The organism is Mesorhizobium sp., assembly GCF_004962245.1.
Taxonomy (GTDB): Bacteria; Pseudomonadota; Alphaproteobacteria; order Rhizobiales; family Rhizobiaceae; genus Mesorhizobium.
Map to the genome: position 1 here is coordinate 40,846 of NZ_SUHQ01000033.1, position 24,131 is coordinate 64,976.

Sequence of the window (24,131 nt, forward strand, 5' to 3'; positions counted from 1 at the left end):
GCCTGCTACGAGAAGCCGGCGCAGTGCTAATCGCGGTCGGTATCAACTGGAGCGGCCGGCGCCAGATCTTAGCCGTCGAGATGGCGCGCGGCGAGAGCCGCTCAGCCTGGAAGGAGCTCCTCGTGGCGCTGAAAGGGAAAGCGCGGACGACATCGATAAGCGCTGGCCAGCTCATATACAATTTCCCCCGGCCCGGTTCGGCCAAGTGACAAGCACGAGAGGTGAACGCGCCGCCACGCAGCCTTATATTGTGGGTGCAGATCACACCAACGGGCATCCAGCAGCCGCAAACCTACCAACCAAGGTAGGTGCGTGTATTCGTGCTGATTGGTAAATGAAGCACGCGGATCCGTAGGTCAAATCAAGATTGGTATCGCCACGCTCCTGACTCACATGGATCGCGACACAGTCCGGCCAGATTGGGAAAATACCGATGATCACATATCATACCGAACGTTTGATCCTCACCTCCGCCCGACCCGAACACGAGGCGGAATTGTTCAAGCTTCACAACGATCCGCTGGTTCAGACGACGATCTACAGGAATGTGCCGCAGACCACGGAGGATGTGCGTAAGAGGCTCGTTTGGTTATTGTCTCAGTGGCGCAAGAACGGCTTCGGTGATTGGATGGTCTACGAAAAGGTCAATCATGATCCGATTTTTATTGGGCGCTGTGGTTTGCGCGACTACGAGGACACCAATAATCTCGAATTTGCGTTTGCATTTTTGCAAGATAGGGTAGGACGAGGTTTGGGGCCGGAGGCCGCACGCTTCACAATCACGCATGCCTTACAAAATTCGACCAATGAAAAGGTTATCGCCTTCATCGAACATGGCAATACGCGGTCAGAGAAGGCGATAACGAAGCTTGGTATGCGCTATGTTGATGACAGATTATACGATGGAAAACTGTGTCAATACTATGAAATGACTCGAGATGACTATCTACTCAGAGGCCATTTTTGCTCTGGACTCCCAAGATGAAGGATCGCCGGCTTGCGACGTGTTTCCAAACGGTGGTCGAAGCGTTTGGAGAATTTCGTGTGGATGCTGGCCACCGGTCGCAATCAATAGCCGCGATCACCTGCGTTGCAAGCAGAAGGGACCTGAGCGACGCGGAGTGAGAACTCTTCCTCGCCTACATGCCGCTGCCGGCCGGTACAGGTCGGCCGCGCAGCGCATCGAGACGACCAACGTCACGTTGGCTTGACGCGCCAGCCTTGATAGCGAGTTGCCGCCGCCATCGCCGGCCGGACCCAGAAGTAATCCTGTCTTTTAGTCAACATGTGCCAGATTAGCATGGGCTTGGGCGCTTTGTCGCCAAGGCGGCCTTGATTAGAATGGCGCGGCCATGGGAGCGCCATACTTTGCTGATCCCCTCATATTGCACGATGCCTAGCCCGCATTTGAGCACGAGCGGATAGAGGCCAAAGTAGCTCGCCAGCTGCAACGGCTCGCTAGACGGCGGTCGTCGCCGACAGCGGCCATGATGCCGGTGGCGACAAATGCGTTATCGGGACCTGGTCATCATCAGTCGCTTCCCGGGCGATTTCGCGATCAGATCGTTCTTAACGCGAGCTATCCTTCTTCAACTCTTCAACTGCATCGGATGGGCGACAATCACCCGGTCGACACCGGCCACAGCACGGGCGCACCGCTAGCTAGCGTCCTCGATAGCCTCGACAACAACGTTATCCCGTCCGTGGTTTTGTCGGGTTCGCGACACTCTCGAACCAAATTTGCGGTTTTGTCTCGGGTTAAATAGCTGAAATGTGATCAGAAAATTCTGCCAATGCCCGATCAGCCAAATTGGCATAAGATTTGCCCGACTTGTTACGAAGGCTGCGGAGGTTGCCGACTGGGTGTTCATGTCGTGTAGATGAATGGAGTGGAGGAATATGTCAGGTCAGCGTTGGATCTTATTCTGGGGACAAATGGCAACTGCAGACGGCAATGTCTCCGCCTCCTGATGGGGCAACCTCCTCATACGGGCTATGACCACGATCTCCATCGTGGCTGCCGATATGCCACTCTATCGCGGCACATCGACTAATCCCCTGCCCCTCGACTAAGACACTCCGGTCGCTCGTCGCCAGTGTCCACAACCGAAAAGGAAACCAGTAGATGAGAAAAGTCGTTGCTGCCAAGCTTCATGGCATCATCATAACCGACGCAGACCTGAACTACCACGGTTCAATAACTCTGGATCCCGATCATTGCGACGAAGCGGGTATCCTTCCGATGGAATTCGTTGATATCTGGAACAAGGCTTCAGGCGCGCGCATCAGCACGTACGTAATTTACGGTGAGAGGGGTTCGCGTTGCTGCGTGCTGAACGGAGCCGCCGCTCGCACGTGCCAGATCGGAGATGAGATAATTGTTTGCTCCTCCACATATGTTGAGGAGCATCGAATCGCAGAGATCAAACCGCGAGTGCTGACGTTCAACCGAGACAATTCTGTACGCGACCGCATGTTTTACGATGGCGGGACGAAGGAGGATGGTACAATGACGTTCACGGTTCGCGAAGGCTCGCCTGGCGACGTCTTCTAAATCTCCGGTCCTGCCGCTTGCCGTGACGGCAGGCAAGACGCAGTGGTTACATCCATCAGACGAGATCAGCCGGGAGATTTCATATCGGCAAGCAATCTTGAACGTTTCAACGTACCGCATCTAACGCTTGATGGCCGGTGTTACGCGGCGTTCTGCAGCGCCGTGTGGCTTGGTGGTGCCTGATGCGAGAGGACGCGTCTTTTTTCGGATCCGATGATCCGTTGCATGCCCAGGATAGCCGTTGCCCTGGATATGGCCGTCGAGTTCCGCAGGAGCGCCGTGGCGTGCGGGGGAACTGATGGCGCTGCCTGTGCTCCAAATTGATCGAGGCCTAATCCAAGCAGAGGGGCCAGCGGATGATGGCTCGAGCACCGCCCTGATCCTGCTGGAGTTGTCCCGGATGGTGCGTCCCAGCTAGGTCCTGGGTCTGCGCAGGCGACGAAGACCGACTGTCGAGCCGGTAATCGGCCAAATCAAGCGAATAGAATGGGTCGCAACTACCTCGTCGGCCGTGAACTATCCGCAAATCGTTGATCTGGCATCCTGGTTAGGGCGGACGTCGGCTTTGGAATTGCAGGATTTGCGGTGTTTGGGCACTGTTTTCTTGCAATTCGATTTCGATTGATCGGGATAGGGGGACGCCTCGCAGCGCCGCCCCTCCCACACCACCGCCGAGCGACTCGAAGTGGTGGTTGCGCAGGCCTGTTGGACCGCCGGGTGTACTGAGATGCGCCAGAATCCCGTCGGTGAACCGGCAGCAACCGCGGCCCGGACTTTGGCACGCCATGACGGCGCAGCTCCTTGTAGCGGTTATGCCCGTTCCCCCATTGCCGCCAAAGATACATGCGTAATCTTTGGCGGGTCCATGCTTTGGCGCGGAACAGACCCTGTTCTCCCGCGTCGCGCCATTCGCGTGATCTGAGTTCCAAATGTCCGAATCCAGCGATTTCTGCAGAATATCAGCAGCTTCCGAATTCTTCGCGGTTGACGGAAGCCGATCAGTCGCTGCGACATCCAACTTTAGGTCCACCAGAGAACAAGATCAGGCCGGGCAAATCCGAAAAAGCAATTCAGCACCAGGCGACGCTTTCCGTCTGATTGACCGGTAACCCCGTGAACGAAGCCGCCATCGATTAGGGCGATATCCCCGGCCTTGAGCTGGAACTCGCGGCAAGGGAAGGCCTCAAGATAGGCTGCCGAATAGGGATATCCAGTGGTCTCCACACCCTGCGACTTTCGGTCCGCAACTGTCGGCTTATGGCTCCAGAGCCTCAGATTGCCCCCGTTCTCGGACATGCTGGGATAGAGGTTGAGCGCTGCGACCGTATTGTGCGCCACCGCAGAAAGCTCGTAATCATCGCCAGCACGTAAGACTTGAGCGACATCGTCGTGGGGATCCAAGGAAAACGTGCCACTGCCTGACCAACTGAGAGCGCGACAGACGTTGGCCTGACCGCGTTCCGAACGGGCGAGCCGCAATTCAATGCCCTGGTTGTGAAGCTCTCGCTTCAACGCGCCGAATATTGCTCGGACCGGGTCAACCAAATTCTTAAAAAGGGCCTCGACGTAAGGTCGCGCAGCTTCCGCATCTGCGAAATAGGTGGCTGCATCCTTCCTGTAGTGAGATGCGCCGACATATTGTCCGGGCACACCATCTCTACGCTCTCTGAGACCGGAGCTTCCAATAAAGTTCGTGGTGATCTCCTCGGCTACTTCGGTGCTGAAAGCTTGCTTGACGTGCAGTGCGGTGAGCTCACCTTTCAGGACCGAGATGATCTCCGCCGTGTTGATCGACCCGGTCCGTTCTTTGATTGAAACCGGGGAGATGGCTGGCACCTGAGTTATCTGCTTAGGCATTGTCTTGCTCCTGTAGTGCGTGATCAAGGATGGTGATGCCACGATCGAGTTCGGCATCGGTGATGGTTATCGGCGGGAGGACTTTGATAACGTCGCGATTTGGCCCCGAGGATTCGATAAGAAGGCCATTTTCGAATGCGACATCGTGCACGCGGCCGACAAGTGCCGGTGAACGGCATTTCAGGCCGGCCATCAGGCCGCGCCCGCGCTTTTGTTCGATGTATCTGGGAAATTTCGCAACGAGGCGATCGAGGTGCGTTTGCAGCCTGACGGCTGTCCGCTCGATACCTGCAGTAAATTTTCTATCCGACCACATCTTGCACATGGCTCCTGCCGTCACGAAGGCGAAATTGTTGCCTCTGAATGTCCCGCTATGCTCTCCCGGCTTCCATATGTCCAAGTCGGGTCGAATCAGAACGATGGACAACGGACTACCTGAGCCGCTTAGGGACTTGGAAAGACACACAATGTCCGGTTTGATTTTTGCGGACTCGAATGAAAAGAAATCGCCAGTTCGGCCCGCACCCGCCTGAATATCGTCGACGATAAAAACAATGCCGTGAGTACGGCAAATGCGCTGAATTTCCGTGAGCCAAGCTGCAGATGCGGCGTTCATGCCGCCTTCCGCCTGGATCGTCTCCAGAATGATTGCGGCAGGCTTTTCTATGCCGCTCCCCGGGTCGCTCAAAACGTGGTCGATGTAACTGGCGGAATCGAAAGCTTGGCTCGGATAGCCGTCATAGGGAACACGGATCACATCGTGGCGAGCAACGCCTCCCAGTTCCCTGGTTGAGGCCGAGCCCGACACCGCCAGAGAGCCGAGCGACATGCCGTGGAACGCATTCGTAAAGGCCATCACGCTCGAGCGGCCGGTGTATTTTCGCGCCAGCGCCAGCGCCGCTTCGTTGGCGTTCGTGCCGGTCGGGCCGGGAAACTGAATCTTGTACGAAAGACCTCTGGGTTTCAGGATCCAATCGACGAACCCTTCAATGAAGCCACGCTTTGCGGCCGTATGCATATCGAGCGACAGAAGAACGTTCTCACCGACGAGATATTCAATTGCTGGCGCCATGATATCCGGATTGTTGTGCCCGTAATTAAGCGCCCCGGACCCAACTAGGAAGTCGATATATGCGTTACCGGTCTCGTCCCAGATGGTCGCCCCAAGTGCCCTCGTAAAGACCGCGGGAAACGACCGTCCATAGCGACGAACGTTGGACTCATGGGCCGTGAAAGGGTCGGTGTTCATTTTAAGTCCTCTGCACGTAGGTCGTTCAACGAAGAGTGCGTTAAAGCGCTTGCCGCTCGCGGTAGTTGATCTTCACGGCACATGGAGATCAGAATGGCCGGACGGAACTTCTTTGGGTCGGCACTTTTGCGAAGTCGGCTGGTTATGGCCATCCACTTCAAAACGCCATCCGTCGTTACGTTGCGCTCCAAGCCGTTTCACGGGGAATGCGATGAAACAAACCGTTTCTAGAATTTTTGGGCAAGTACCGATACTACGGCATCGGGTAGTTGACGGATCAGCCCCATCGCTCATGCAGGCAATTGCGGCCGATGACTCGTAAGCTTAGTGACGATCCGCAGGGTCCCGTCCCCACAGGTTGTATAGCTCGGCGGTAGCGAGCGAGCGGTTTGCGTGCGGTGGTCGATGTCCCCGATAAAGGTGGGGTTGCGGACACCAATCTGGGTTTGAAGGAACGATTTATGACCTGACATGACGAACCTGCGGGCGCTGTTGGAAAAGCTGTGGATTCCGATCTCTTGGGCGAGATTCCCGCCGAGCGGCTGATGGATCTGAGGTCGGGCCGCCAAGGGTACCATCTATGGCGAGAAGCCCGTTGCGCACGGCCCGGGCAAGCTCAGTAATAGCTCCCTTTTCTCGATTCCTCCGAACCGCGTCGCATGGTGACAAGGCGCTGATCTGCATCCAAGAGCCCTACGTCCAGGGTCTCTCGACTCGTTCGGTCGACGACAAGGGATGGCCATGGACGGGAGCGGCATCTCCAAAAGCCAGGACAGCAGGCTGTGTGAAGAGACCGATGGCAAGGCCCAAGCGCTCTCTAAATCCCATAGTTCGGCCATACTTGCCCGCCGCGTTGCTCGGATCGTCTCGGTAGCCGTAACCACGGGCGTCAGCGTCAACGCGGACTGACGGCGCGAGGTACTGGGGCATGCAGGTAGGAAAGTCCAAGGCCGATGCATAGCTAACCAAATCCGGCCGAAGGTGCGGAAGCTGGCGACAGTCATGGACGTCGCCGAGCCCGATCTGCTTACCTACATGACTTTCCCAACCTTCAGTGGCCTAATCTCGACGTTGCGACGCTCGAGCGAGTTGGTGCTGTCGAGCTTGGCGGGGTGTCATCGGCATCTTCATTCTTATGGTTCGATAATTCTTAGTTTTAGAGCTTTTACTGCAGCTACCGTTCTGCTGGTCGTGCCCAGCTTGCGCATCGCGTTTTTTAAATGGAAATCTACGGTATTTGGTGATCTTCCTAGAATAGTCCCTATTTCCCATGACGACTTTCCTCTCGATACCCAAAAAATGCACTCTATTTCTTTAGGAGAGAGGCCATAAACTTGTTCAGATACCATCGGAGTACCGAGCTTCACAAGCCTCAGATGAAATTGTAGCGCGGCAATTTGCAAGTATGTGATGGTTCTATTTTGCAATTCGCAGCCCGAGGACTGAGCGAAACTCATAAACCTAAAGCTGTCAGCAGGGCCATGTAACGGAACGGTAACGCCTGACCTCAAGCCGAATGTTGCTGCTTCGTCCAGGACACGGCGTTCATCTTCAGTCGTGTTTTCGTCTGTATACACCTCGCTCCATCGAAAGGCCCCTACCCCCCTTCGACCTTTCTTGATGAGTGGGTCTATTTTGGCATAGCCCATTTTCGAGTAGTGCTCCTGCCATTCGTCAGGGTAATTCCACATCACCGCAGAATCCTGTCGGGCCGGCTTGAAAACCCGTTGTTCTGATGCAAGTGGGCCATAGGCAATCCACGGGCAATCGAAATTCAGCGCAAACGCAGACAACAGTTCGAACAACTGTTCGGATTGAGCGATGTCATCAGTTGTGTCGAGGAATAGGCCTAACTCGACCGCTATCAGCCGGAGTCCCATGATCTCTCCTTCAGTTTCATTCTCATGGATGCAGAGTTTGCTCCAGCCCAGGATCGCAGCTTGCGCAGGCAATGGGAATCCGAGTCGGAGCTCTTCCGCCACTTGGAGATGGACCCTCAAGAGTCGTGCCAGCTTGGGAGCAATGCTTTTCCTTCAGATTGTCAAGCGATGGGGGTGAGGTAGGCAGAAGACGAACCAACAGCACTGTCGCGGAGTGCACAATCCGAGCAATCGATATGGCTGGGAAGTATCCGCGGCGCGTTTATGAATCCGCACCTAAGCCCCGGCCATGTGAGCCTCCACGTGACCCATGATAGATAACATGATTATATCAGGACAAAGCCGCCGATGCAGACGGCTATGTCTCAACGTGCTTTTGCAGCTAGAACGGCAAGGAAGCCGCACTGCAGCTGATCCTCAGTTGATCGAGGCAACGTGTTGCACCACGTGATGATCGACAGCGACTACGGTGCATTCGTGACCCAGCGAACGGATCAGCCGATAGAGACCATAGCCGGTCGGGCCGGCCTCGTAGCAGAAATGGACGCGATCGAACCTGTTGGCGATCCGTTGGATAAGTCGGCGCATGGTCTCATCCGAGGCGTCGACCTCGCCGAAGAAGCGAACTTCTCCCTCCCGGCCGGCATCCGCAATCGCGATGGCGTTCCTAAGCTTTGCGACATCGATTCCGACAAATGCTTCCATATAATCTGACACGGCTCGTCCTCCTGTGATGAGGATCGGCTCGGCCCGCCCGAGATGGGGTATTCGGCTTGAGCCTTATCTTCGGGCGACAATGCATGGTGGATAGGTGAAGGTGCTGCGCTTCGAGCTGATGGTTAAACGTGGTCTGCATGCCCGCAGCCACAAGCATCAGAAGGAGAAGCGCAGCATGAAACATTATGCCGGATTGGACGTCGCGGTAAAAGAGACCGCGATTTGCATCGTCGACGAAACCGGCAAGATCTGCCGGGAGATGAAGGTGGAGAGCCATCCCGAGGATCTTGTGCGGGTGCTCTCGGATCCTGCCGGGGCCTTTGAGCGGATCGGGCTTGAAGCCGGGCCATTGTCGCAATGGCTGTTCAGCGGCCTGGCCGAAGCCCTGCCGGTGGTGTGCTTCGAAACCCGCCACACCAAGGCCTTCCTGGAGGCGCAGCCGAACAAATCCGACCGCATTGACGCCCGTGGCATTGCCCAGATGATGCGGGTCAACCTGTTTCGTCCGGTCCATGTCAAGACGCTGACGAGCCAGAAGCGCCGGGCCCTGCTGATGGCGCGCAAACTCTTGCAGGATAAGGCGATCGCCATCGAAAACGACATCCGCGGGCTGTTGCGCAACTTCGGCCTCAAGGTTGGGATGGTCGGCGCCGTCAAGTTCGAGCACCGCATCCGCGAGCTCACCGAAGGGATGCCAGATCTGGCCGAAATCGTCGAACCGCTGCTCGAGGCGCGCAGCAAGCTGCGCGAGAATTTTGCCGCGCTCACCGCAAGCTTCTGGCGATCGTCCGGGATAACGAGGTCTGCCGGCGGCTGACGACGATACCGGGCGTCGGTCCGGTGGTGGCGCTGGCCTATACGGCGACCATCGACATTCCGGCCCGCTTCCGCAACTCCAAGGCGGTCGGACCGATCTTGGGGCTGACGCCGGTGCTCCATGAGTCGGGCGAAAGTCGCCGCATCGGCCGGATCTCCCGCTGCGGCGATGGCATGATGCGAACGCTGCTTTATGAAGCCGCTCAGACCCTGCTAACGCGCGTGACGAAATGGTCGTGGCTGAAGGCGTGGGCGATGAATGTCGCCAGGCGGCGCGGCCGACAGTAGGCCATCGTCGCATTGGCTCGCCGGCTGGCGGTGATCATGCATCGCATGTGGCGCGACGGCACAGAGTTTCGTTGGACGCGACAAGACATCATGCCGAAAGCCGCCTGATTGTGCGCCCGACCTTGCAGCCTGCCGGCGCGCGCAGTGGGCCCGTCAAGGGCAAGTCGCGGCGCGCTGACCTTCGGCCACCCTTGACCGACCACTGCGCGCGCCGGCCAAGCCGAAACCAGGTCGGGGACGGCCAAACACGGAGATGAAACATGATCGCAGAGCGAGCGTGACAAGGATCACCCCGATAAGGTTCCACCAGCCGGTGGAAAGAGCGTCCTTCGCGGAACGATGAATGAGGTGAGTTCGCGAGGGTTGCAGTACCGGTCGCATCACAACGATCAGGACGCGTCCGAGATTGTTCCGCCTCATTCTTCGGATCCCCATCAAGGCGACGCCCGAGCGCCGATCCCGCAGAGAAGCAAGACCCCGCGAAAGACGTCACGCACCGGCGAAGCGGAAAGCTCGACAAGCGCTTGACTTCAACACGCCGAATAGAGAAGCAACCCTCGGACGCGCACTGTAGGGCGAGCCACCTCACCGGCAGAAGCGGACATACGGTCTTACCATGCAGACGCCCGGCGGGTCGCCGCCATTCCATGGTCGGTAATCGCGGACATAATGAGATGGACGGCCTCCACCGACCGTCCGATGACGTGCGACAGAAACAGGAGGAATTGTCATGACAATAATCACAATTGGCCTCGACACCTCGAAGAGCTGGTTCCAGGTGCATGGTGTTGACGAAGATGGGCAGGCTGTTGTCCGACGCAAGCTGCCTCGTAGCAAGGTTTTAAACTTTTTCGCCAACCTTCCGCCTTGCACGATCGGGCTTGAGGCCTGTGGTGGCGCGCACTACTGGGCACGAGAGTTGGCCAACGGACACATGCCGCGTCTGATGCCGGCCCGCTACGTTCGCCCTTATGTGAAGACAAATAAACATAATGCCGCTGATGCAGAAGCCTGTTGCGAAGCAGTCCAGCGGCCGGGAATGCGATTTGTTCCCACAAAGACAGTCGAGCAGCAGAGCATGCTCATGGTGCATCGCGTTCGCGACTTGCTGATCCGGCAAAGGACCGCGGCGGTAAATGCCCTACGCGGCCACCTTTCAGAATTTGGCATCGTTCGGCCAAAGGGAACAGCTAGCGCCCGAGAGTTGATGAGCCTCGTGCCACCGATGAGCGCGTTCCACCATGCGCTCGTGAAGCGCTCGATGGACTTGTTGATCAGATCCGCGATACCGAGCAAAAGATCGCGGCGTTCAATGAGCGGATCGTGTGGCGATGGCTAAAAATGATGACGTCTGCCGCCGTCTTCTTACGATCGGCCCCTTCGTGGCCACAGCGTTGGTCGCCACCGCCGGTGATCCCAATTATTTTTCCTCTGGCCGACACTTTGCGGCGTGGCTAGGTCTGACGCCAAAGCAACACTCTACAGCCAGAAAGGAGAGGTTCGGCGGGATCAGCAAGCGTGGCGACAGCTACGTCCGAAAGCTGCTGATCCACGGCGCCCGTGCGACTGTTCACAACATTCGAAGCGGCCGGGTGAAAGGGGCATGGGTCGCCGGTCGGCTTGCGCGGGGACATTTTAGCGTCGCCACGGTCGCGCTGAATAAGACTGCCAGAATCGCCTGGGCGGTTATGACAACAGGTCAGAACTATCGCGTGGCTGTTTGAAGAAACGATACGCCAAAGATCGGCAATGCGAGGGCGATTGAAGTGTGATGGCAAACCGGTCGGACCGGAATCGACTGAACCCGTTGGACCTATCGGGCGACTGTGCCCGTCAACGTAATTGGGTGTCGATCCGCGTATCTCATCGAGGTCAGCAGCATGCGCTGCACCAAAGACCGAATAGATAGCAGCAACCGAGAGCTTGTCAGATCGCTACAGCGCACTTGCAGAAAGGAGGCCGTCCATAGCCCAGAGCTGGTCTGTCTTCGTTTTGCCTACCGAGACGAATGCTCTCAACGACACTGTGTTTTGACGCTAACCGAGCCCGCAACCCATCAACTCATAGAAAAAGGATTCCAACGTTCAACGGTCTCACTCGGCCATCGCCAACTTGACGCGGCCGATTCACTGAAATCCACGCTGGGAAGAAGGTCGCCTAAAACTCATTAGCGTAACCAAGATTTCCCTCAAGTCGGAGGAGATTGGGCTCTCAGGTCACAGATTCTATCTGGAGCTTCATTGCTCAACAATCTTTCACGCTTTATCACCTCTACAAATGTATCCAAAATCGCTGACTGTCGCGAAAGATAATCACTGCCCCTGCGCCAAAATACTACGTACTCGTATCTCCTTGCCGGTTGAAAAGGAACGATCTTCACTCCGAACATCTGATATTGCCGAGCAATAAATTCATTATCGATTGCGATTCCTATCCCGTGGGCCACAAACGACACGTCCAAGCCTATTGTGTCCGAGTGGATCTTTGGTCGCAACGGAATTTTTCTTTGGCCGTACGATAATAAACCCAGCTTGTTTGAAGTGTATTCTCTCTCTAGAACGATAAGGGGCTCATTTGAGATATCTTCCAAAGTTATGATTTCTTTTTGAGCAAGGCGATGGTCTGGGTGCACTACACAGACGCTCTTGCTTTCAGCGACTATCTGCCACTCAAAAAAACGCTCGTCCAACGGCAGTCGAGAAATTCCGATATCGGCCTCCCCCGTCATCATGCTCTGCGCTATCTCATCGTATCGCTGTGCCCTGAAATGAAACTCCAGAGACGGATCCAGATTATCAAGCGCAAGAATGATTTTTGGAATGAGTCTCAACGAGAGTATATGCGGTGCGGCGATCGTCAGGCCGTTTCGCTTGGTGCTGAAAGAGTCGGTGATTTCCCTCTCGATGTGACTTAGCGTCTCAAAGTATCTGTCAACTCGATTGTAAAGTTCAATTGCTCGTGTGGTTGGAACAAGGCCACGATGATCTCGCGCGAAAAGCCTCTCACCAACAGCCTCCTCAAACAGCTTGAGATGCTGGCTTACGGCCGACTGAGTAATACCCAGTTCTCTGGCAGCCCGCCTTGTGGAGCCGGTCCGAATGATCTCCCGGAAAGACTGAGCGCACCTGAACCCAGCCTTGCTGTTTCGGCCTGAAATCTCTTCCATGGCTTTTCGCTCGAGTTTGCAGCTGCGGACCCCCCAAGGGTCCGTTCTGCTGTATATAAACAAATTAATATGGGTGTCACAAAGACTTAATAAATTACTATCTTTGCAATTCCTCTCACCCGCTCGCATGCAAGCTAGTGACCAAAACTCGTAAGAGGGAAAACGTCAAATCTGACTCTCAACAACTTCCGAAGGGAATGTGCCCGCCGCCTACCCCGGCAACCTGGCGCTAAGGCAGCTCATTCCGCTACTCTCCGTGGAGAAACGCTTCCAGCCGGCGTAAATTTATCTAACCTTGCAATCGGTGGGGCCGCTCTTTCAGAGTTGTAGCCCGCACGGTCTGGTCTGCGCCGGCTGCCAATATGTCGTGAGCGTCACGAGCACCCCAACTTGCCTGAGGGCTATGCACTGGCGAGATTTGCCGCCTGATTTGCGAGGAGCGCAGGCGCATGGAGTGGGACGACCCTGATGCCAGTCTTCAAGACAGTCATCAAGGCAGGCATAAAGAGGGTCGCTATCGCCGGATCGAGGTGATCACCGGCCGCCGGCGGCGGCGCAACTGGACGCCGGCGGAGAAGGCTCGGGTCATCGCGGAGAGTGCGGAGTCGGCCGCCAACATCTCGGCAGCCGCGCGACATTGGGGCGTAAGTCGTGGCCTTCTTCCCGTCTGGCGGCGACAGTGGTGCAGGCGAAAGCGGCTGCGGAGACGCGTCCCTGCTGATCAAGTAGATTCGCGGCCTCATAAATGGTACCCATCCGGTGAAGACCGCAGACGTGCGTATCCGGCGGCCATGAGGACCTGAGCACCGGAGTGCTGGCGTCAAGTTTTTGATGGGGAGATGCGATGATATTCTTCGAGGAGGAGTTTGACCTCCTCGATGCCTTCATCGGTGAAGGCCAAGATCCCGTCGTCATCGTTGGTGCCGTACACCCAGATGACGCCGTCCTCCGGCTCGAGACCGAGGGTCAAGTCGTGGATGAGCGCTTCGCTGACGCCGAGGTCGCTGGCGACACGGCCGACGGTGTAGACGTGATGCACCTTATTGCGCTGCATGATCAGGCGGCAACTGGTTGGGTCCGCAGTTTTGCGGACCTCCAATTCCACGGCAGCAGATCATCGATCCGATGGGCCGGATAGGCGGGCAGTCGGGCGAGGACGTCGGCGAGCCAGGCCTGCGGGTCGATATCGTTCATCTTGGCGCTGACGATCAGGCTGTAGAGAACGGCAGCGCGCTGTCCGCCGCGATCGGAACCGCAGAACAGCCAGGACTTTCTGCCGAGAGCGATGCCGCGCAGGGCTCGCTCGGCTGCATTGTTCGATAGGCAAATCCGCCCATCGTCGAGGAAGCGGGTGAAGGATGACCAGCGGCGCAGCATGTAGTTGAAGGCCTTGCTCGGATCGTGTCCGCGCGAAAGCTTGTCGCGCGTCTCGATCATCCAGCGCTCAAGCTCGGTGACTAAGCGCGCGCTCCGCTCCTGACGCACGGCGTGACGTTGGGCTGGCGACAGGCCGTTGATCTCGCGTTCGATATCGAACAGGGCATCGATGCGCTTCACGGCTTCAACCGCCGGCGGATAGACCAGGTTGGGCTTCTCGCCGCGCGCCTTCTTGCGCGCCGCCGCTTCGACATCGGCCAGCTCAAACACTTTGCGCCGGCTGCGGGCCCAGCAACTGGCCTCCAGAACAGGCGCCGGCTGACGACCCGTCGCATAGAGATCGCCGTAACCACCAAAGGCATCGGCCTGCAGAATGCCGCTCCAGCCGGCGAGATGCGCCGCGGGATGTTCGCCTCGGCGATCGCGGGAATAGTAGAACACTGCCGCCGGCGGATCGGCGCCGCCGAACGGTCGGTCATCGCGCTTATGTAGAGGTCTACATAATGCAGAGCGTTTTTAGCTTGGCGTCGCGCAGAAAGGCGGGTGGCGAGAGCGCACTGAGGCCGATCGCGGCGGTGAGCTAAAAACGTGTTGGACTAAGCCGCCGGCACGGGTGGCCGCTATGGGCGTTCAATCGAGGCGGTGCCCATGAACAGGCGTCGTGTGGTTTGGGGATGCCGTCGCGGAGGCCGCGATTGCAAGGGTCGCATGCGCCGAAGCGGCACGGATATGGGTTGCGGCAAAGTGAGGACCGGCGTCGCGCCCTGCCGGCAGAGGCGGCCGGGGGTGACGGCGCGCAGCTTCGCGGGACCGGCTCGGTTTTCCGGCCGAACGGCTCGTGCGATGCGGTGACGGCGAAAGCGGAGCGGTTCTTTCATGACGTATCCCAGTATGGCGGGGGGCCAGTGGCGCCGTCGAAGATTTCGACGATGATCATCTGGCCTTGACGACAGGCCGGGCATTGCCTGATGCAATGACCGGTGAGATCCTCGTAGCGGTCGCGGTAGTCCCTTTCGGATGAGCCATCCGACGGCTCGGGAACCGGCATGCCGAGCAGGTCGCGGCAGTGGGCGAGCTTTTGCGCGCGGTAACGATTGCCGAGAAAGCCGTAGTAGCGGATGCGATGGAAGCCCTCGGGCAGGACGTGCAACAAGAAGCGGCGAATGAACTCGTCGGCCGCAACGGTCATGACCTTTTGCCGATTGCCGTGCCGGTAGTCCTTCCAGCGGAAACGAACGGCGTTGTCCTCGATGTCGATGAGACGGTTGTTGGAGATGGCGACGCGGTGCGTATAGCGCCCGACATAGTCGAGCACCTGTTCGGGTCCGGCGAAAGGCGGCTTGGCAAAGACGACCCACTCAGCCTTTCGTAGCGGCGCCAAATAACGCCGGAAGGCGTCGCGCTCGCTCAGATGCTGCAGGCCAGAGAAAAACTGCAACTGGCTGGCGTCGAAGGCTTTCTTCAGATGTTCCAGGAACAATCGTCGGAACAGGCGTGAGAGCACCCGGATGGGCAAGAAGAAGCCGGGCTTGCAGGCGATCCATCGATTGCCGTCGGCAGACAGGCCGCCGCCGGCGACGACGCAATGCAGGTGCGGATGATGGAGCAGGTTCTGGCCCCAGGTGTGCAGCACGGCGAAGAAGCCGATCTCGGCGCCCAGGTGCTTGGGGTCGGCAGCAATGGTGCGCAGGGTCTCGGCGGCGGCACGGAAGAGCAGGCCGTAGACGAGTGCCTTGTTCTGATAGGCGATGGCGGCAATGTCGCCGGGCAGCGTGAAGACGACGTGAAAGTATTGTGTGTCGAGAAGTTCGGCGCGACGATCCTCCAGCCATTGCGCGCGGGCCAGCGACTGGCAGCGGGGGCAATGCCGGTCGCGGCAGCTGTTGAAGGCGATGCGGTTATGGCCGCAGTGATCGCACTGCTCGACATGCCCGCCGAGCGCGGCGGTCCGGCACAGTTCGATCGCCGTCATGACGCGGCGCTGGGCGGTCGACAGCGACGCGTCATGCTGCTCGCGATAGGCTTCGCCGTAGTAGCGGAAGATATCCGCCACTTCCGGCCCCGAGCGGGCCATCGTCGCGCGCTCAGAAGTACTGAGGCTTGGCGGGTGGCGGCAGGATGGGCGCCGGACGCGGTAAGAGCTCAAAAGGGCTCGATGTGGCGCAGACCTTGTTGGTGGCGATCCGCAGGTAATGGGCGGTGGTCGCGAGGCTGCGGTGACCGAGCAGCAGTTGAATGGTGCGCACGTCGGCGCCGGCCTCCAACAGATGGACGGCGAAGGCGTGCCGCAAACTGTGCGGCGTGACCGGCTTGGACAATCCGGAGAGGTCGCGCGCTTTCGCGCAGGCTTGTCCCACCGCATCCCTGGTGATCGGCTGGCCAGCACGATCGCCGGGGAAGAGCCACGCCTCTGGGCGGCGCACCTTCCAGTAGGTGCGCAGGATCTCCAAGAGCTTGGGCGACAGCATCACGTAGCGATCCTTTTGGCCTTTGCCCTGCTCGACGCGGACGACCATCCGCTGGCTGTCGATGTCCGTGATCTTCAGCTGAACCGCCTCCGAGATGCGCAAGCCGGCGGCGTAGCAAGTGGTCAGGACGGCGTGGTGTTTGACGTCGAGGATGCAACCGAGGAACCGCTGAACTTCCTCGGGACTGAGGACGATCGGCAACTTCTGCGGCTTCTTGGGAAGCGGCAGGACCTCTTCAGGCGCCCAGTCCCTTTCGAGCGTCACACTGTAGAGAAAGCGCAGCGCCGCAATGGCGGTGTGAATCGAACCGGGCGACAGCTTCTTCTCATTGGTCAGATAGACCTGGTAGGTCCGAATGTCCTCGCGCCCGAGCAAGTCCGGCGACTTGCTAAAATAGCGGGCGAACAGCGACACCTGCTGCAGATACGACAGCTGGGTGTTGAGCGCGAAGTTGCGCACCTGCATGTCCTCGCTCATGCGCTGGCGAAATTGGGTCATGACAAGCTCCTTTGTCCGATGGAGGGGGCTGCAAGCAGCCACTCCATGCTGACGCAGTCGGAGCTTGTTGTGGACACATGACCAGCGCGACAGACGACGCGATCAGATCACGCTGTCGGCACTCACCCTCCTTGCCGCTCCGCATTCGCGGAGCGGGTTAGTCCAAGCGCGATTATGCGCACCCCGTGATTATGCGCAGCTCGCCCGGGACAGTCAGCCAATTTTCTGCGGCAGATCAGTGAGATGGTGGCCGGCACTAAAACTCTGCGGTGCGCATAATCCTGGTGTTTCCTTCCGGGTCTAATCAACTCGGTAGGAGATCAGCATGCAAAAAGCGATCATCCTTCAGCCACAGCCCCGCGCTTGGCTGGAGGGCAGTATTCTTCGGCCCTACGTTTCTCAGTACAGGGAGCACTTGCAGCGAAGGCGATATGCGCCGAGCACGCAGCGCGCCTATCTGTGCTGCGTCGCCCACTTCGCCCAATGGCTGACTCAGGAAAGGTGCGACCTGGAAGCGATCGGCCAAAGCGCCGTTATGCGCTTTCTCTCGGAACACCTGCCAGCGTGCGCCTGTCCCGACCCGGTCCGTCGTTTGCGCCATGAGCTGCAGGCGGCGTTGGGCCTTCTTTTGAAGGTACTCGAAGCCGGCGGAGTGGTGCTGAACTATCCGGCCCGCAATCCTTCCATCGAACAGGAGTTGACGCACTTCGATACCCACATGCGCGACGTCTGGGGCCTGGCGGAGAACACCCGTCGGAAGCGTTGCAGAGTGGTCGGAGGATTTCTTGTCGAGCATTTCGGCGAGCAGCCGATCTCCCTGGCGACAGTCAGCGCTGCATCCATCCGCCGCTTCGTCCTTGGTGAACAGGGGCGAAGGCCCACCACCGTCGCAGCGATCGGCGTCATCATTGGCTGCTATCTCCGCTTCCGCAGCATGTCCGGCGACAGGGTGAACGAACTGAAGGCCGCGATTCCCCGGGTCGCGCACTGGCGGTTGGCATCATTGCCAGAGGTGCTGACCGACGCCGAGATCGACGAACTGCTGATTTCCTTTGATCAGTCGTTCCCGTCGCGCCTGCGGGCTTATGCGATGGTGCGGTGTCTGATCGATCTCGGTCTGCGATCCAGCGAAGTCGTCAAGCTGCAGCTTGATGACGTCAACTGGGCCGATGGCACGATCAACCTTGTCGGCACCAAGAGCCGACGCGCTGATGCTCTGCCCCTGCCGTCCGCAACGGGAGCGGCGATTGCGGCCTATCTGCGCGAGGAGCGGCCCGCGACATCGAACCGGGCCATGTTTGTTCGCCATGTTGCTCCCTACGACGAACCGATCACGACCAAGAGCGTCAAACGCGCGGTGCTGGCCGGCTACCGAAGATGTGGATGGACGCGGACCGGTGTCCACATTCTCCGCCACAGCATGGCTAGCCGACTTCTGCGCGCCGGCGCGCCGATGAAGGAGATTGCGGACATCCTGCGGCATCGAAGCCTCAACACGTCCGCCATCTACGCAAAGGTCGATCTGACCAATCTTGCAGCCGTAGCCCTGCCCTGGCCGGGGAGCGCGCAATGACCGGCGCGCGCACCATGCTCTCGCTGGCCAAGGACTATTTGTCCGAACGCCGCGCCCTTGGTTTCGACCTCAGGATGGAGGGCCATCAAATCACAAGCTTCGCCCTGTTCGCCGACGCGCGCGGTCATAGTGGCCCGCTCACCAACGATCTCGTCCTGAACTGGGTGCAGGGTCAGGCCAAACGAGCCAGCCCCTTCTCATGGGCCCGGCGCCTCGAGGTCCTTCGCCCGTTCGCGAGGTATCTGGCGCAGCTCGATCCCGGCACCGAGTTCCCACAAATCGCGACCTTTGGTCGTTCACACCGCCGCCTCACGCCGCACATCTATTCAGAGCAGGAGATCTGCGACCTTGTGGCCGCCGCTTCGCGCCTAGCCCCCAAGGGCGGATTGCGGCCGGCAATCTACGCGACAATCTTCGGGCTGATCGCCGCTACGGGTCTGCGCCGATCGGAAGCGCTCCACCTGCGCTGCGGCGATGTCGATCTCGACGGAGCGTTCCTTACGGTTCGGAACACGAAGTTCCCGCAAGTCCAGGCATGTTTCCATACACGCCACCGTCGTGGCCGAGCTACGGCGCTATCTGGCGGTTCGGGCGCGTCATGGTGCGCCCACCGAGGACTCACCGCTGTTCCTGTCTCCGGCGGGCGGATTCATCGCGAAGCGGAGGATCAATAAGGTTTTCCAGAAGCTTCGCACCAACCTTGGTTGGACCGTGCGGGGCGGCCATGGCGAGGTGCGCATTCACGACCTGCGCCACACCTTCATTTGCCGCCGTATCCAGCTCTGGCACGAGCATGGCGCCGATATCGACAACGCAATGGCGGCGCTCTCAACCTACGTCGGCCACGCCAAGATCTCCGATACCTATTGGTATCTGACCGGCGTCCCGGAACTCATGGCGGTCGCTGGCAAACGGTTCCAGCTGTTCGCCTCTATGGTTGGAGGGGATCATCATGACTGATCCCAAGCTGACACCGTCCTTCCCCAGCCTGCTTCAACGCTTTTTCGTCGAGTATCTCGGCAATCAGCGAGCCGTCAGCTCGCGCACCATCGCCGCCTACCGCGATACCTTCCGATTGTTGCTTGACTTCGCCGAGGCGACGATTGGAAAGGCGCCCACCCGGCTGACCCTGGCCGACCTCGATGCGCAGTTGATTCTGAGCTTCCTCGACCACTTGGAGAAGGAGCGGAGCAACGGCGTTCGTACGCGCAACGCCCGCCTGGCGGCGCTTCGCTCTTTCTTTAAGTATGCCGCCCACTACGACCTGACCGCGCTCTCCGTCATCGAACAGGTGCTGGCCATTCCGATGAAACGGTTCGACCGGCCGGTCCTGGGATTTTTGTCACGCGAGGAGATGCAGGCGATCCTTGACGCGCCGGATGCGCGGACCTGGGCGGGTGAGAGGGATCGCGCACTGTTCAGCCTGATGTACAACACCGGTGCCCGCGTGTCTGAAGCAATCGGCCTGCGCGTCGGCGAGGTCGTCATCGATGGCTCGGCTGTCGCGCACCTGCATGGAAAGGGGCGCAAAGACCGCAGCGTGCCGCTCTGGCGTACGACCGCCAACCTGATCCGCAACTGGAAGCGCCGGTTGGACTGCGCGGACGAGAAGAACTTCCTGTTTCCGAACCGGGGCGGAGGATGCATGGCGCGTTCGAACGTCACCCAGCGCCTTGAACTTGCGGTCTCGGCCGCCGAGGAACGTTACCCGCAACTCGCGCGTCGCTCGATTTCGCCCCACACCATCCGCCACACCACGGCGATGCATCTCCTGCAATCCGGCGTCGATATCAGCGTCATCGCCCTGTGGCTGGGTCATGAGAGCCCCGCCACGACGCACATGTACCTTCAGGCGGATCTCGCCATGAAGGAGCGCACGCTCAACCGACTGTTGCCCATGACGGCCCGTCAAGGCCGGTATCGGCCGCCGGACCAGCTCATGCAGTTCCTGATGAGCCTTTGAATTATGCGCAGTTCGCCAGCCGGAAATCGTCCGAGAATCCGATGGTTACAAGCTCCTGTCCCGGTGAGCTGCGCATAATCATCGGGTGCGCATAATCGCGCACATAGGTCCATAATCGACCGGTATCGGTCTTGCCCTTGGCCAGGACCGGCACCGTCGTGTCGTCGCCGTGCAGACGTCAAGCGGCCAGCACATGGGCTTCGAGCCGCTTGAACAGCGGCATCAGCGCCGCGGCGCCGGCGCCGACCTGGTCGGCGAGCGTCGACAGGCTGAGCGGCACACCTTCGCGGGCATAGCGTTCGGCCTGGCGGTTGAGCGGCTGATGCTGGCCGAACTTCTCGAACAGGATCATCGCCAGCAAGCCGGGACCGGCCCAGCCGCGCGGGGTGGCGTGGAACGGCGCCGGAGCCTGGCTGATCGTCTCGCAGTCGCGGCAGGTGAACTTCTCCCGCACGTGCTGGATCACCTTCCATTGCCGCGGCACCACCTCCAGCGTCTCGGTGATATCCTCACCCAGCTTGCGCAGCCGATGACCGCCGCAGCAATGGCAAGCGGCCGGCGCCGGCTCGACCACGCGTTCGCGCGGCAGGTGCTCTGGAAATGGCTCGCGCGCCGGTCGTTTGCGCACATAAGGCGCCACCTCGGTGGTCCGGGCCGCGGCCTGTTCGGCGGCGATCTCGTCTTCCGTCGCGGTGCTCTCGAGTTCCTCGAAGGTGAGCTCCATCTGGTCGTGCAGGCGGGCTGAGCGTTCAGAACTCTGACCATGCAGCGCCCGCTGCAGCTTGCGGATCGTCAGATCCTGATGTGCGATCAGCGCCGCATCATCCGATGCCTTGGCTCTGGCGACCGCCAGTTCGGCCTCGACCAGCGCAGCGCGCGCGGCCTCATCTTGGGCTCTGGCCAGCGCCGCGGTCAGCGCCGCTCTCAGCGCGCCAATATCGTCCGGAACAGCATCCTGGGCGGTGGCAACCATGCCTTGGAGTGAATCATAAAACGCGTCCGCTGACTCGCGGAAAATGGCGCAAACTCAAAGAAAAACTCAGCCCGCGCGCTTGGGGCGGAACGTGTGAGCGGGTTGCGCCAATCGATCCCGTCGAGCATGTAGGCGAGCTGCGCCGGTGATATGGAAACCGTACCGTCCGCCGGCGACGGCCATAGAAACCGGCCCTTCTCGAGCCGTTTCGCATACAGCGACATGCCGAGCCCATCATGCCAGATGATCTTGATCAGATTGCCGCTGCGGCCGCGGAAGACATAAATATCGCCGGCATGCGGATCCCGGCCCAGCGTCTCCTGAACCTGCAGAGCGAGGCCTTGCATCCCGCGACGCATATCGGTCCGGCCGACCGCCATCCGCACCTGGCTCGGAACCGGGATCATGAAACGCCCAGCGCCTTCACCATCGCCGCCGCCAGTGTCGGCGGCGTGGTCAGCGGAATCCGCAGCCGCACCTTGCCGGCGACCTCCAGCTCGATCACCGCTGGGGATGCCGCCGGCCGCGAAACGGCGACAGGCTCGTCGGGAGCCACGACAACTTCGGCAAAGCCCGTCTCGCGGGCTCTCACCGTGCGGCGCCACTTATAGATCAGGCTGGTCGCGACATCGTACTGACGCGCTACCGCCGCCACTGTGGCCCCCGGCGCGAATGCCGCGGCCAGTATCCGGCACTGATCCTCTTCACTCCAACGCCGCCGCCGCTCCGGCCCGGTCAATAACGTCACATGGCTCATGCTGTGCTGCTAACTTCGCTCGTAAGGACGACCTTAAGAGCGCAGCCTCGCTACCGTGCCATCCTCCCGCAAGGCGGCCTTCGCCGGAGGCGTACCATAAATGGGTCGGTCGTGATCTAGGTGCAAACCGTCGATCTCGGCATGGCGCTCTTACAGCGGGACCTGAGTTTTTTCCCTTGAGCTGTGTCGAGGTCGGCAAGTTGGCGCCGATCAGACACCCGCCCAGTTATCTACGCCAAGCGGTTCAAGCGGGCCAACAAGGCGCTGCGCGTTTCAAGATCTATTTCAGAGCGGGCCATCCGCGAGGTCTGTCACTAGATCGCCGGCAATGCCCTGCTGAATGCGCTGTTCAAGGCCGCTCTACCAGGGACTCCAGCCACCATCGCGCTTTTTTGCGCGTGGACCAGATCGAAGCTCGGCCTTAGCGCTCTGCGCCGAACGTTTCGCACAGGACCGGCGGCGGGCTGCGTTCCGGCCAAGCCAAACGTTGCCGTATCGGCCTGAAATCTCTTCCATGCGTTCGCGCGAACTCACAATCGCGGGAATATTGCTTGCTATATTAGCACATTTAATAGGGTGTCACAAAAACTTAATAAATTGACGATCTTGGGAATCCTTTCCATCTTTTGGCATGCAAAATGGTAACCACGCGCCTCAGGGAAACACGCCAGACTGGGTGTATGGGTTAACGCCCATCCTGGCAATGCAGAGCAGTTTGATAGAGGCGGGAGCTTGCTGTGGAGACGGTCTGACTGTTCCGTGTGGTAGGAGCACTTTGTCCGGGCCCAAGCCCCACGCAGCCACTCCAGTGGGCTTGGGGCAAACATGAACCTACCGCTAGGATTAGATCCCGGCCGACAAGGGGGGGTATACCGCGAGAGCTGGTACGAGATCGACCTCGGCGCGATTAGGCACAACTACCATCAACTTCGTGCGCATCTAGCTGGGACAGTGAAAATATTCGCCTGCTTGAAACGCAATGGATACGGATGTGGAGCGGGGCCTGTAGCCCGGGCTTTGGCGACAGAGGGGGTTGACGGCTTTGCTGTCGCCTCTCTGCCGGATGCCATGGCCATTCGGAAAACTGGCATCGAGCTCCCAGTTCTGCTTTATCCCGGTCCTCTACCTAGATCGGCAAAAACAATTGAATCGCTCGGACTCACCGTTACCGTATCCAGCCTCGACGAGCTGGAGCGCTGGCGCGCCGCTATGAGCATCACCCGCGTTTTCGTTAAGGCGGATCTCGGGTTCTTCAGGGCTGGTGCCACACCGCAGGAGACGAGCCGACTTCTCGCAGCCGCGCACGCCTGTAGCGACGTCGAAGTACAGGGACTATACGCCCATCTAAGCGAGCTACCCACATCGACGTCTTCGCCGGCAAATGAGCAATTCGCCCGCCTGCAGTGCATTCTACACGAAGCGGAAGCGTCGGGCACCCGTCCTCCTATCGCCATGTTGTCGAGCACTGAAGGTTTGCTTCGGTATCCCGAGATGGATCTCAATGCCGTAGATCCCGGAGCGTTGTTTGTAGGTCTTGTCGAAACCGATCATCCAATGCGGCCTGTTAACCTGCGGCCTGCTCTTAAAGCCATTTCGACAAGCCTCGTTTCCGTCAAGCGGCTCGATGTTTCTCTAGGCCCGACACCAGATATACCCGGCTTTCGTTCGGGAATGACCATTGGTGTGCTGGGCATGGGATGGGGGGATGGACTTCCGCGTCACCTCCCTTGTCACGCGGAGGCTTTGGTGAGGGGACAGCGTGCGCCCCTTCTTCCTCCCGCGCATCTCGAACACGTGCGCATTGATTTGACCGAGGTCCCCGATGCCAAGTTTGGTGACCAGGTGCTTCTGCTTGGGGAACAAAGACACCACTCGATCACGCAGGACGAAGTCGCCGCTCAATGGGGCACAGATGTCGTCGGGCTTTATGTCCAACTCCGTGACCACATCCCGCGTATCTATGTCTGATAAAATTGGTCAAGCACCCTCTATGAA

Annotated in this window: 18 protein-coding genes and 5 pseudogenes; 11 read left to right on the forward strand and 12 right to left on the reverse strand. The window is 59.1% G+C overall.

Going from position 1 to position 24,131, the window contains the following annotated elements:
• The first annotated feature begins 23 nt into the window (after positions 1-23).
• The 3 genes from E5X88_RS33710 (at position 24) to panD (ending at position 2,554) form a co-directional block, all read left to right on the forward strand.
• On the forward strand, positions 24-209 hold the full coding sequence (locus E5X88_RS33710; protein WP_365950684.1) for a transposase: 186 nt from the start codon (positions 24-26) through the stop codon (positions 207-209).
• 224 nt (positions 210-433) lie between these two features.
• Positions 434-985: a GNAT family N-acetyltransferase gene (locus E5X88_RS27845; RefSeq protein WP_292167034.1), complete on the forward strand. Its 552-nt coding sequence runs from the start codon at positions 434-436 to the stop codon at positions 983-985.
• Positions 986-2,125: 1,140 nt separating this feature from the next.
• Positions 2,126-2,554, forward strand: coding sequence for an aspartate 1-decarboxylase (gene panD / locus E5X88_RS27850; protein WP_292167037.1), 429 nt, complete (start codon positions 2,126-2,128; stop codon positions 2,552-2,554).
• 1,020 nt (positions 2,555-3,574) lie between these two features.
• Here panD and E5X88_RS27855 read toward each other — a convergent pair.
• The 4 genes and pseudogenes from E5X88_RS27855 to E5X88_RS27870 form a co-directional block, all read right to left on the reverse strand.
• Positions 3,575-4,411, reverse strand: a complete 837-nt coding sequence (locus E5X88_RS27855; protein WP_292167040.1) for a hypothetical protein — start codon at positions 4,409-4,411, stop codon at positions 3,575-3,577.
• Positions 4,404-5,660, reverse strand: coding sequence for a diaminobutyrate--2-oxoglutarate transaminase (gene ectB / locus E5X88_RS27860; RefSeq protein WP_292167043.1), 1,257 nt, complete (start codon positions 5,658-5,660; stop codon positions 4,404-4,406). Before ectB ends, E5X88_RS27855 begins: the two co-directional genes overlap by 8 nt.
• Positions 5,661-6,793: 1,133 nt before the next feature.
• On the reverse strand, positions 6,794-7,642 hold the full coding sequence (locus E5X88_RS27865; protein ID WP_292167046.1) for a LuxR family transcriptional regulator: 849 nt from the start codon (positions 7,640-7,642) through the stop codon (positions 6,794-6,796).
• 357 nt (positions 7,643-7,999) lie between these two features.
• Positions 8,000-8,245: pseudogene (locus E5X88_RS27870) on the reverse strand (IS110 family transposase); the annotation flags it as partial.
• Positions 8,246-8,432: 187 nt separating this feature from the next.
• Between E5X88_RS27870 and E5X88_RS27875 the strand changes: the two are divergent.
• Both E5X88_RS27875 and E5X88_RS27880 read left to right on the forward strand, forming a co-directional pair.
• Positions 8,433-9,469: pseudogene (locus E5X88_RS27875) on the forward strand (IS110 family transposase).
• A 622-nt stretch (positions 9,470-10,091) separates the two neighbouring features.
• Positions 10,092-11,085, forward strand: a pseudogene (locus E5X88_RS27880) (IS110 family transposase).
• Between the two features lie 464 nt (positions 11,086-11,549).
• Here the strand turns inward: E5X88_RS27880 and E5X88_RS27885 are convergent.
• A complete protein-coding gene (locus E5X88_RS27885; RefSeq protein WP_292167049.1) occupies positions 11,550-12,527 on the reverse strand; it encodes a LysR family transcriptional regulator in 978 nt (325 codons plus the stop codon).
• A gap of 449 nt (positions 12,528-12,976) precedes the next feature.
• On the opposite strand from E5X88_RS27885, the gene E5X88_RS27890 reads away from it, so the two are divergent.
• Complete coding sequence (locus tag E5X88_RS27890) at positions 12,977-13,330, forward strand: transposase (RefSeq protein WP_292167052.1); 354 nt, start codon at positions 12,977-12,979, stop codon at positions 13,328-13,330.
• Positions 13,331-13,347: 17 nt separating this feature from the next.
• On the opposite strand, the gene E5X88_RS27895 is transcribed toward E5X88_RS27890, so the two are convergent.
• From E5X88_RS27895 to E5X88_RS27910, 4 genes and pseudogenes are all read right to left on the reverse strand, one after another.
• On the reverse strand, positions 13,348-13,581 hold the full coding sequence (locus tag E5X88_RS27895) for a hypothetical protein (protein ID WP_292167056.1): 234 nt from the start codon (positions 13,579-13,581) through the stop codon (positions 13,348-13,350).
• Positions 13,582-13,583: 2 nt separating this feature from the next.
• Positions 13,584-14,396: pseudogene (locus E5X88_RS27900) on the reverse strand (IS66 family transposase); the annotation flags it as partial.
• Between the two features lie 382 nt (positions 14,397-14,778).
• On the reverse strand, positions 14,779-15,978 hold the full coding sequence (locus tag E5X88_RS27905) for an IS91 family transposase (protein WP_292167058.1): 1,200 nt from the start codon (positions 15,976-15,978) through the stop codon (positions 14,779-14,781).
• Between the two features lie 10 nt (positions 15,979-15,988).
• Positions 15,989-16,870 carry a tyrosine-type recombinase/integrase gene (locus tag E5X88_RS27910; protein WP_292167061.1) on the reverse strand — a complete coding sequence of 294 codons (882 nt, stop codon included), beginning with the start codon at positions 16,868-16,870 and terminating at the stop codon, positions 15,989-15,991.
• 325 nt (positions 16,871-17,195) lie between these two features.
• On the opposite strand from E5X88_RS27910, the gene E5X88_RS27915 reads away from it, so the two are divergent.
• From E5X88_RS27915 to E5X88_RS27930, 4 genes are read left to right on the forward strand one after another with little or no spacing between them, the layout of a single operon-like run.
• Positions 17,196-18,443 (forward strand): site-specific integrase, encoded by a 1,248-nt coding sequence (locus E5X88_RS27915; protein ID WP_292167063.1) that lies wholly within the window; start codon positions 17,196-17,198, stop codon positions 18,441-18,443.
• Positions 18,440-19,117, forward strand: a complete 678-nt coding sequence (locus tag E5X88_RS27920; protein WP_292167109.1) for a hypothetical protein — start codon at positions 18,440-18,442, stop codon at positions 19,115-19,117. The genes E5X88_RS27915 and E5X88_RS27920 overlap by 4 nt, the downstream gene beginning before the upstream one ends.
• Entirely contained in the window at positions 19,002-19,403 is a 402-nt protein-coding gene (locus tag E5X88_RS27925; RefSeq protein WP_292167064.1) for a hypothetical protein, read from the forward strand. The genes E5X88_RS27920 and E5X88_RS27925 overlap by 116 nt, the downstream gene beginning before the upstream one ends.
• Entirely contained in the window at positions 19,396-20,406 is a 1,011-nt protein-coding gene (locus tag E5X88_RS27930; RefSeq protein ID WP_292167065.1) for a tyrosine-type recombinase/integrase, read from the forward strand. Before E5X88_RS27925 ends, E5X88_RS27930 begins: the two co-directional genes overlap by 8 nt.
• Before the next feature lies 1 nt (position 20,407).
• Here the strand turns inward: E5X88_RS27930 and E5X88_RS27935 are convergent.
• The 3 genes and pseudogenes from E5X88_RS27935 to E5X88_RS27945 form a co-directional block, all read right to left on the reverse strand.
• A pseudogene (locus E5X88_RS27935) lies at positions 20,408-21,379 on the reverse strand (IS66 family transposase).
• Positions 21,331-21,786: an IS66 family insertion sequence element accessory protein TnpB gene (gene tnpB, locus E5X88_RS27940; RefSeq protein ID WP_292167066.1), complete on the reverse strand. Its 456-nt coding sequence runs from the start codon at positions 21,784-21,786 to the stop codon at positions 21,331-21,333. The pseudogene E5X88_RS27935 and the gene tnpB overlap by 49 nt, the downstream one beginning before the upstream one ends.
• The gene (locus E5X88_RS27945; RefSeq protein WP_292167067.1) at positions 21,783-22,136 is read right to left on the reverse strand and encodes a transposase; all 354 of its coding nucleotides are present in this window, start codon (positions 22,134-22,136) and stop codon (positions 21,783-21,785) included. The genes tnpB and E5X88_RS27945 overlap by 4 nt, the downstream gene beginning before the upstream one ends.
• 825 nt (positions 22,137-22,961) lie before the next feature.
• Here E5X88_RS27945 and alr point away from each other — a divergent pair.
• A complete protein-coding gene (gene alr, locus E5X88_RS27950) occupies positions 22,962-24,104 on the forward strand; it encodes an alanine racemase (protein ID WP_292167069.1) in 1,143 nt (380 codons plus the stop codon).
• Positions 24,105-24,131 lie beyond the last annotated feature (27 nt).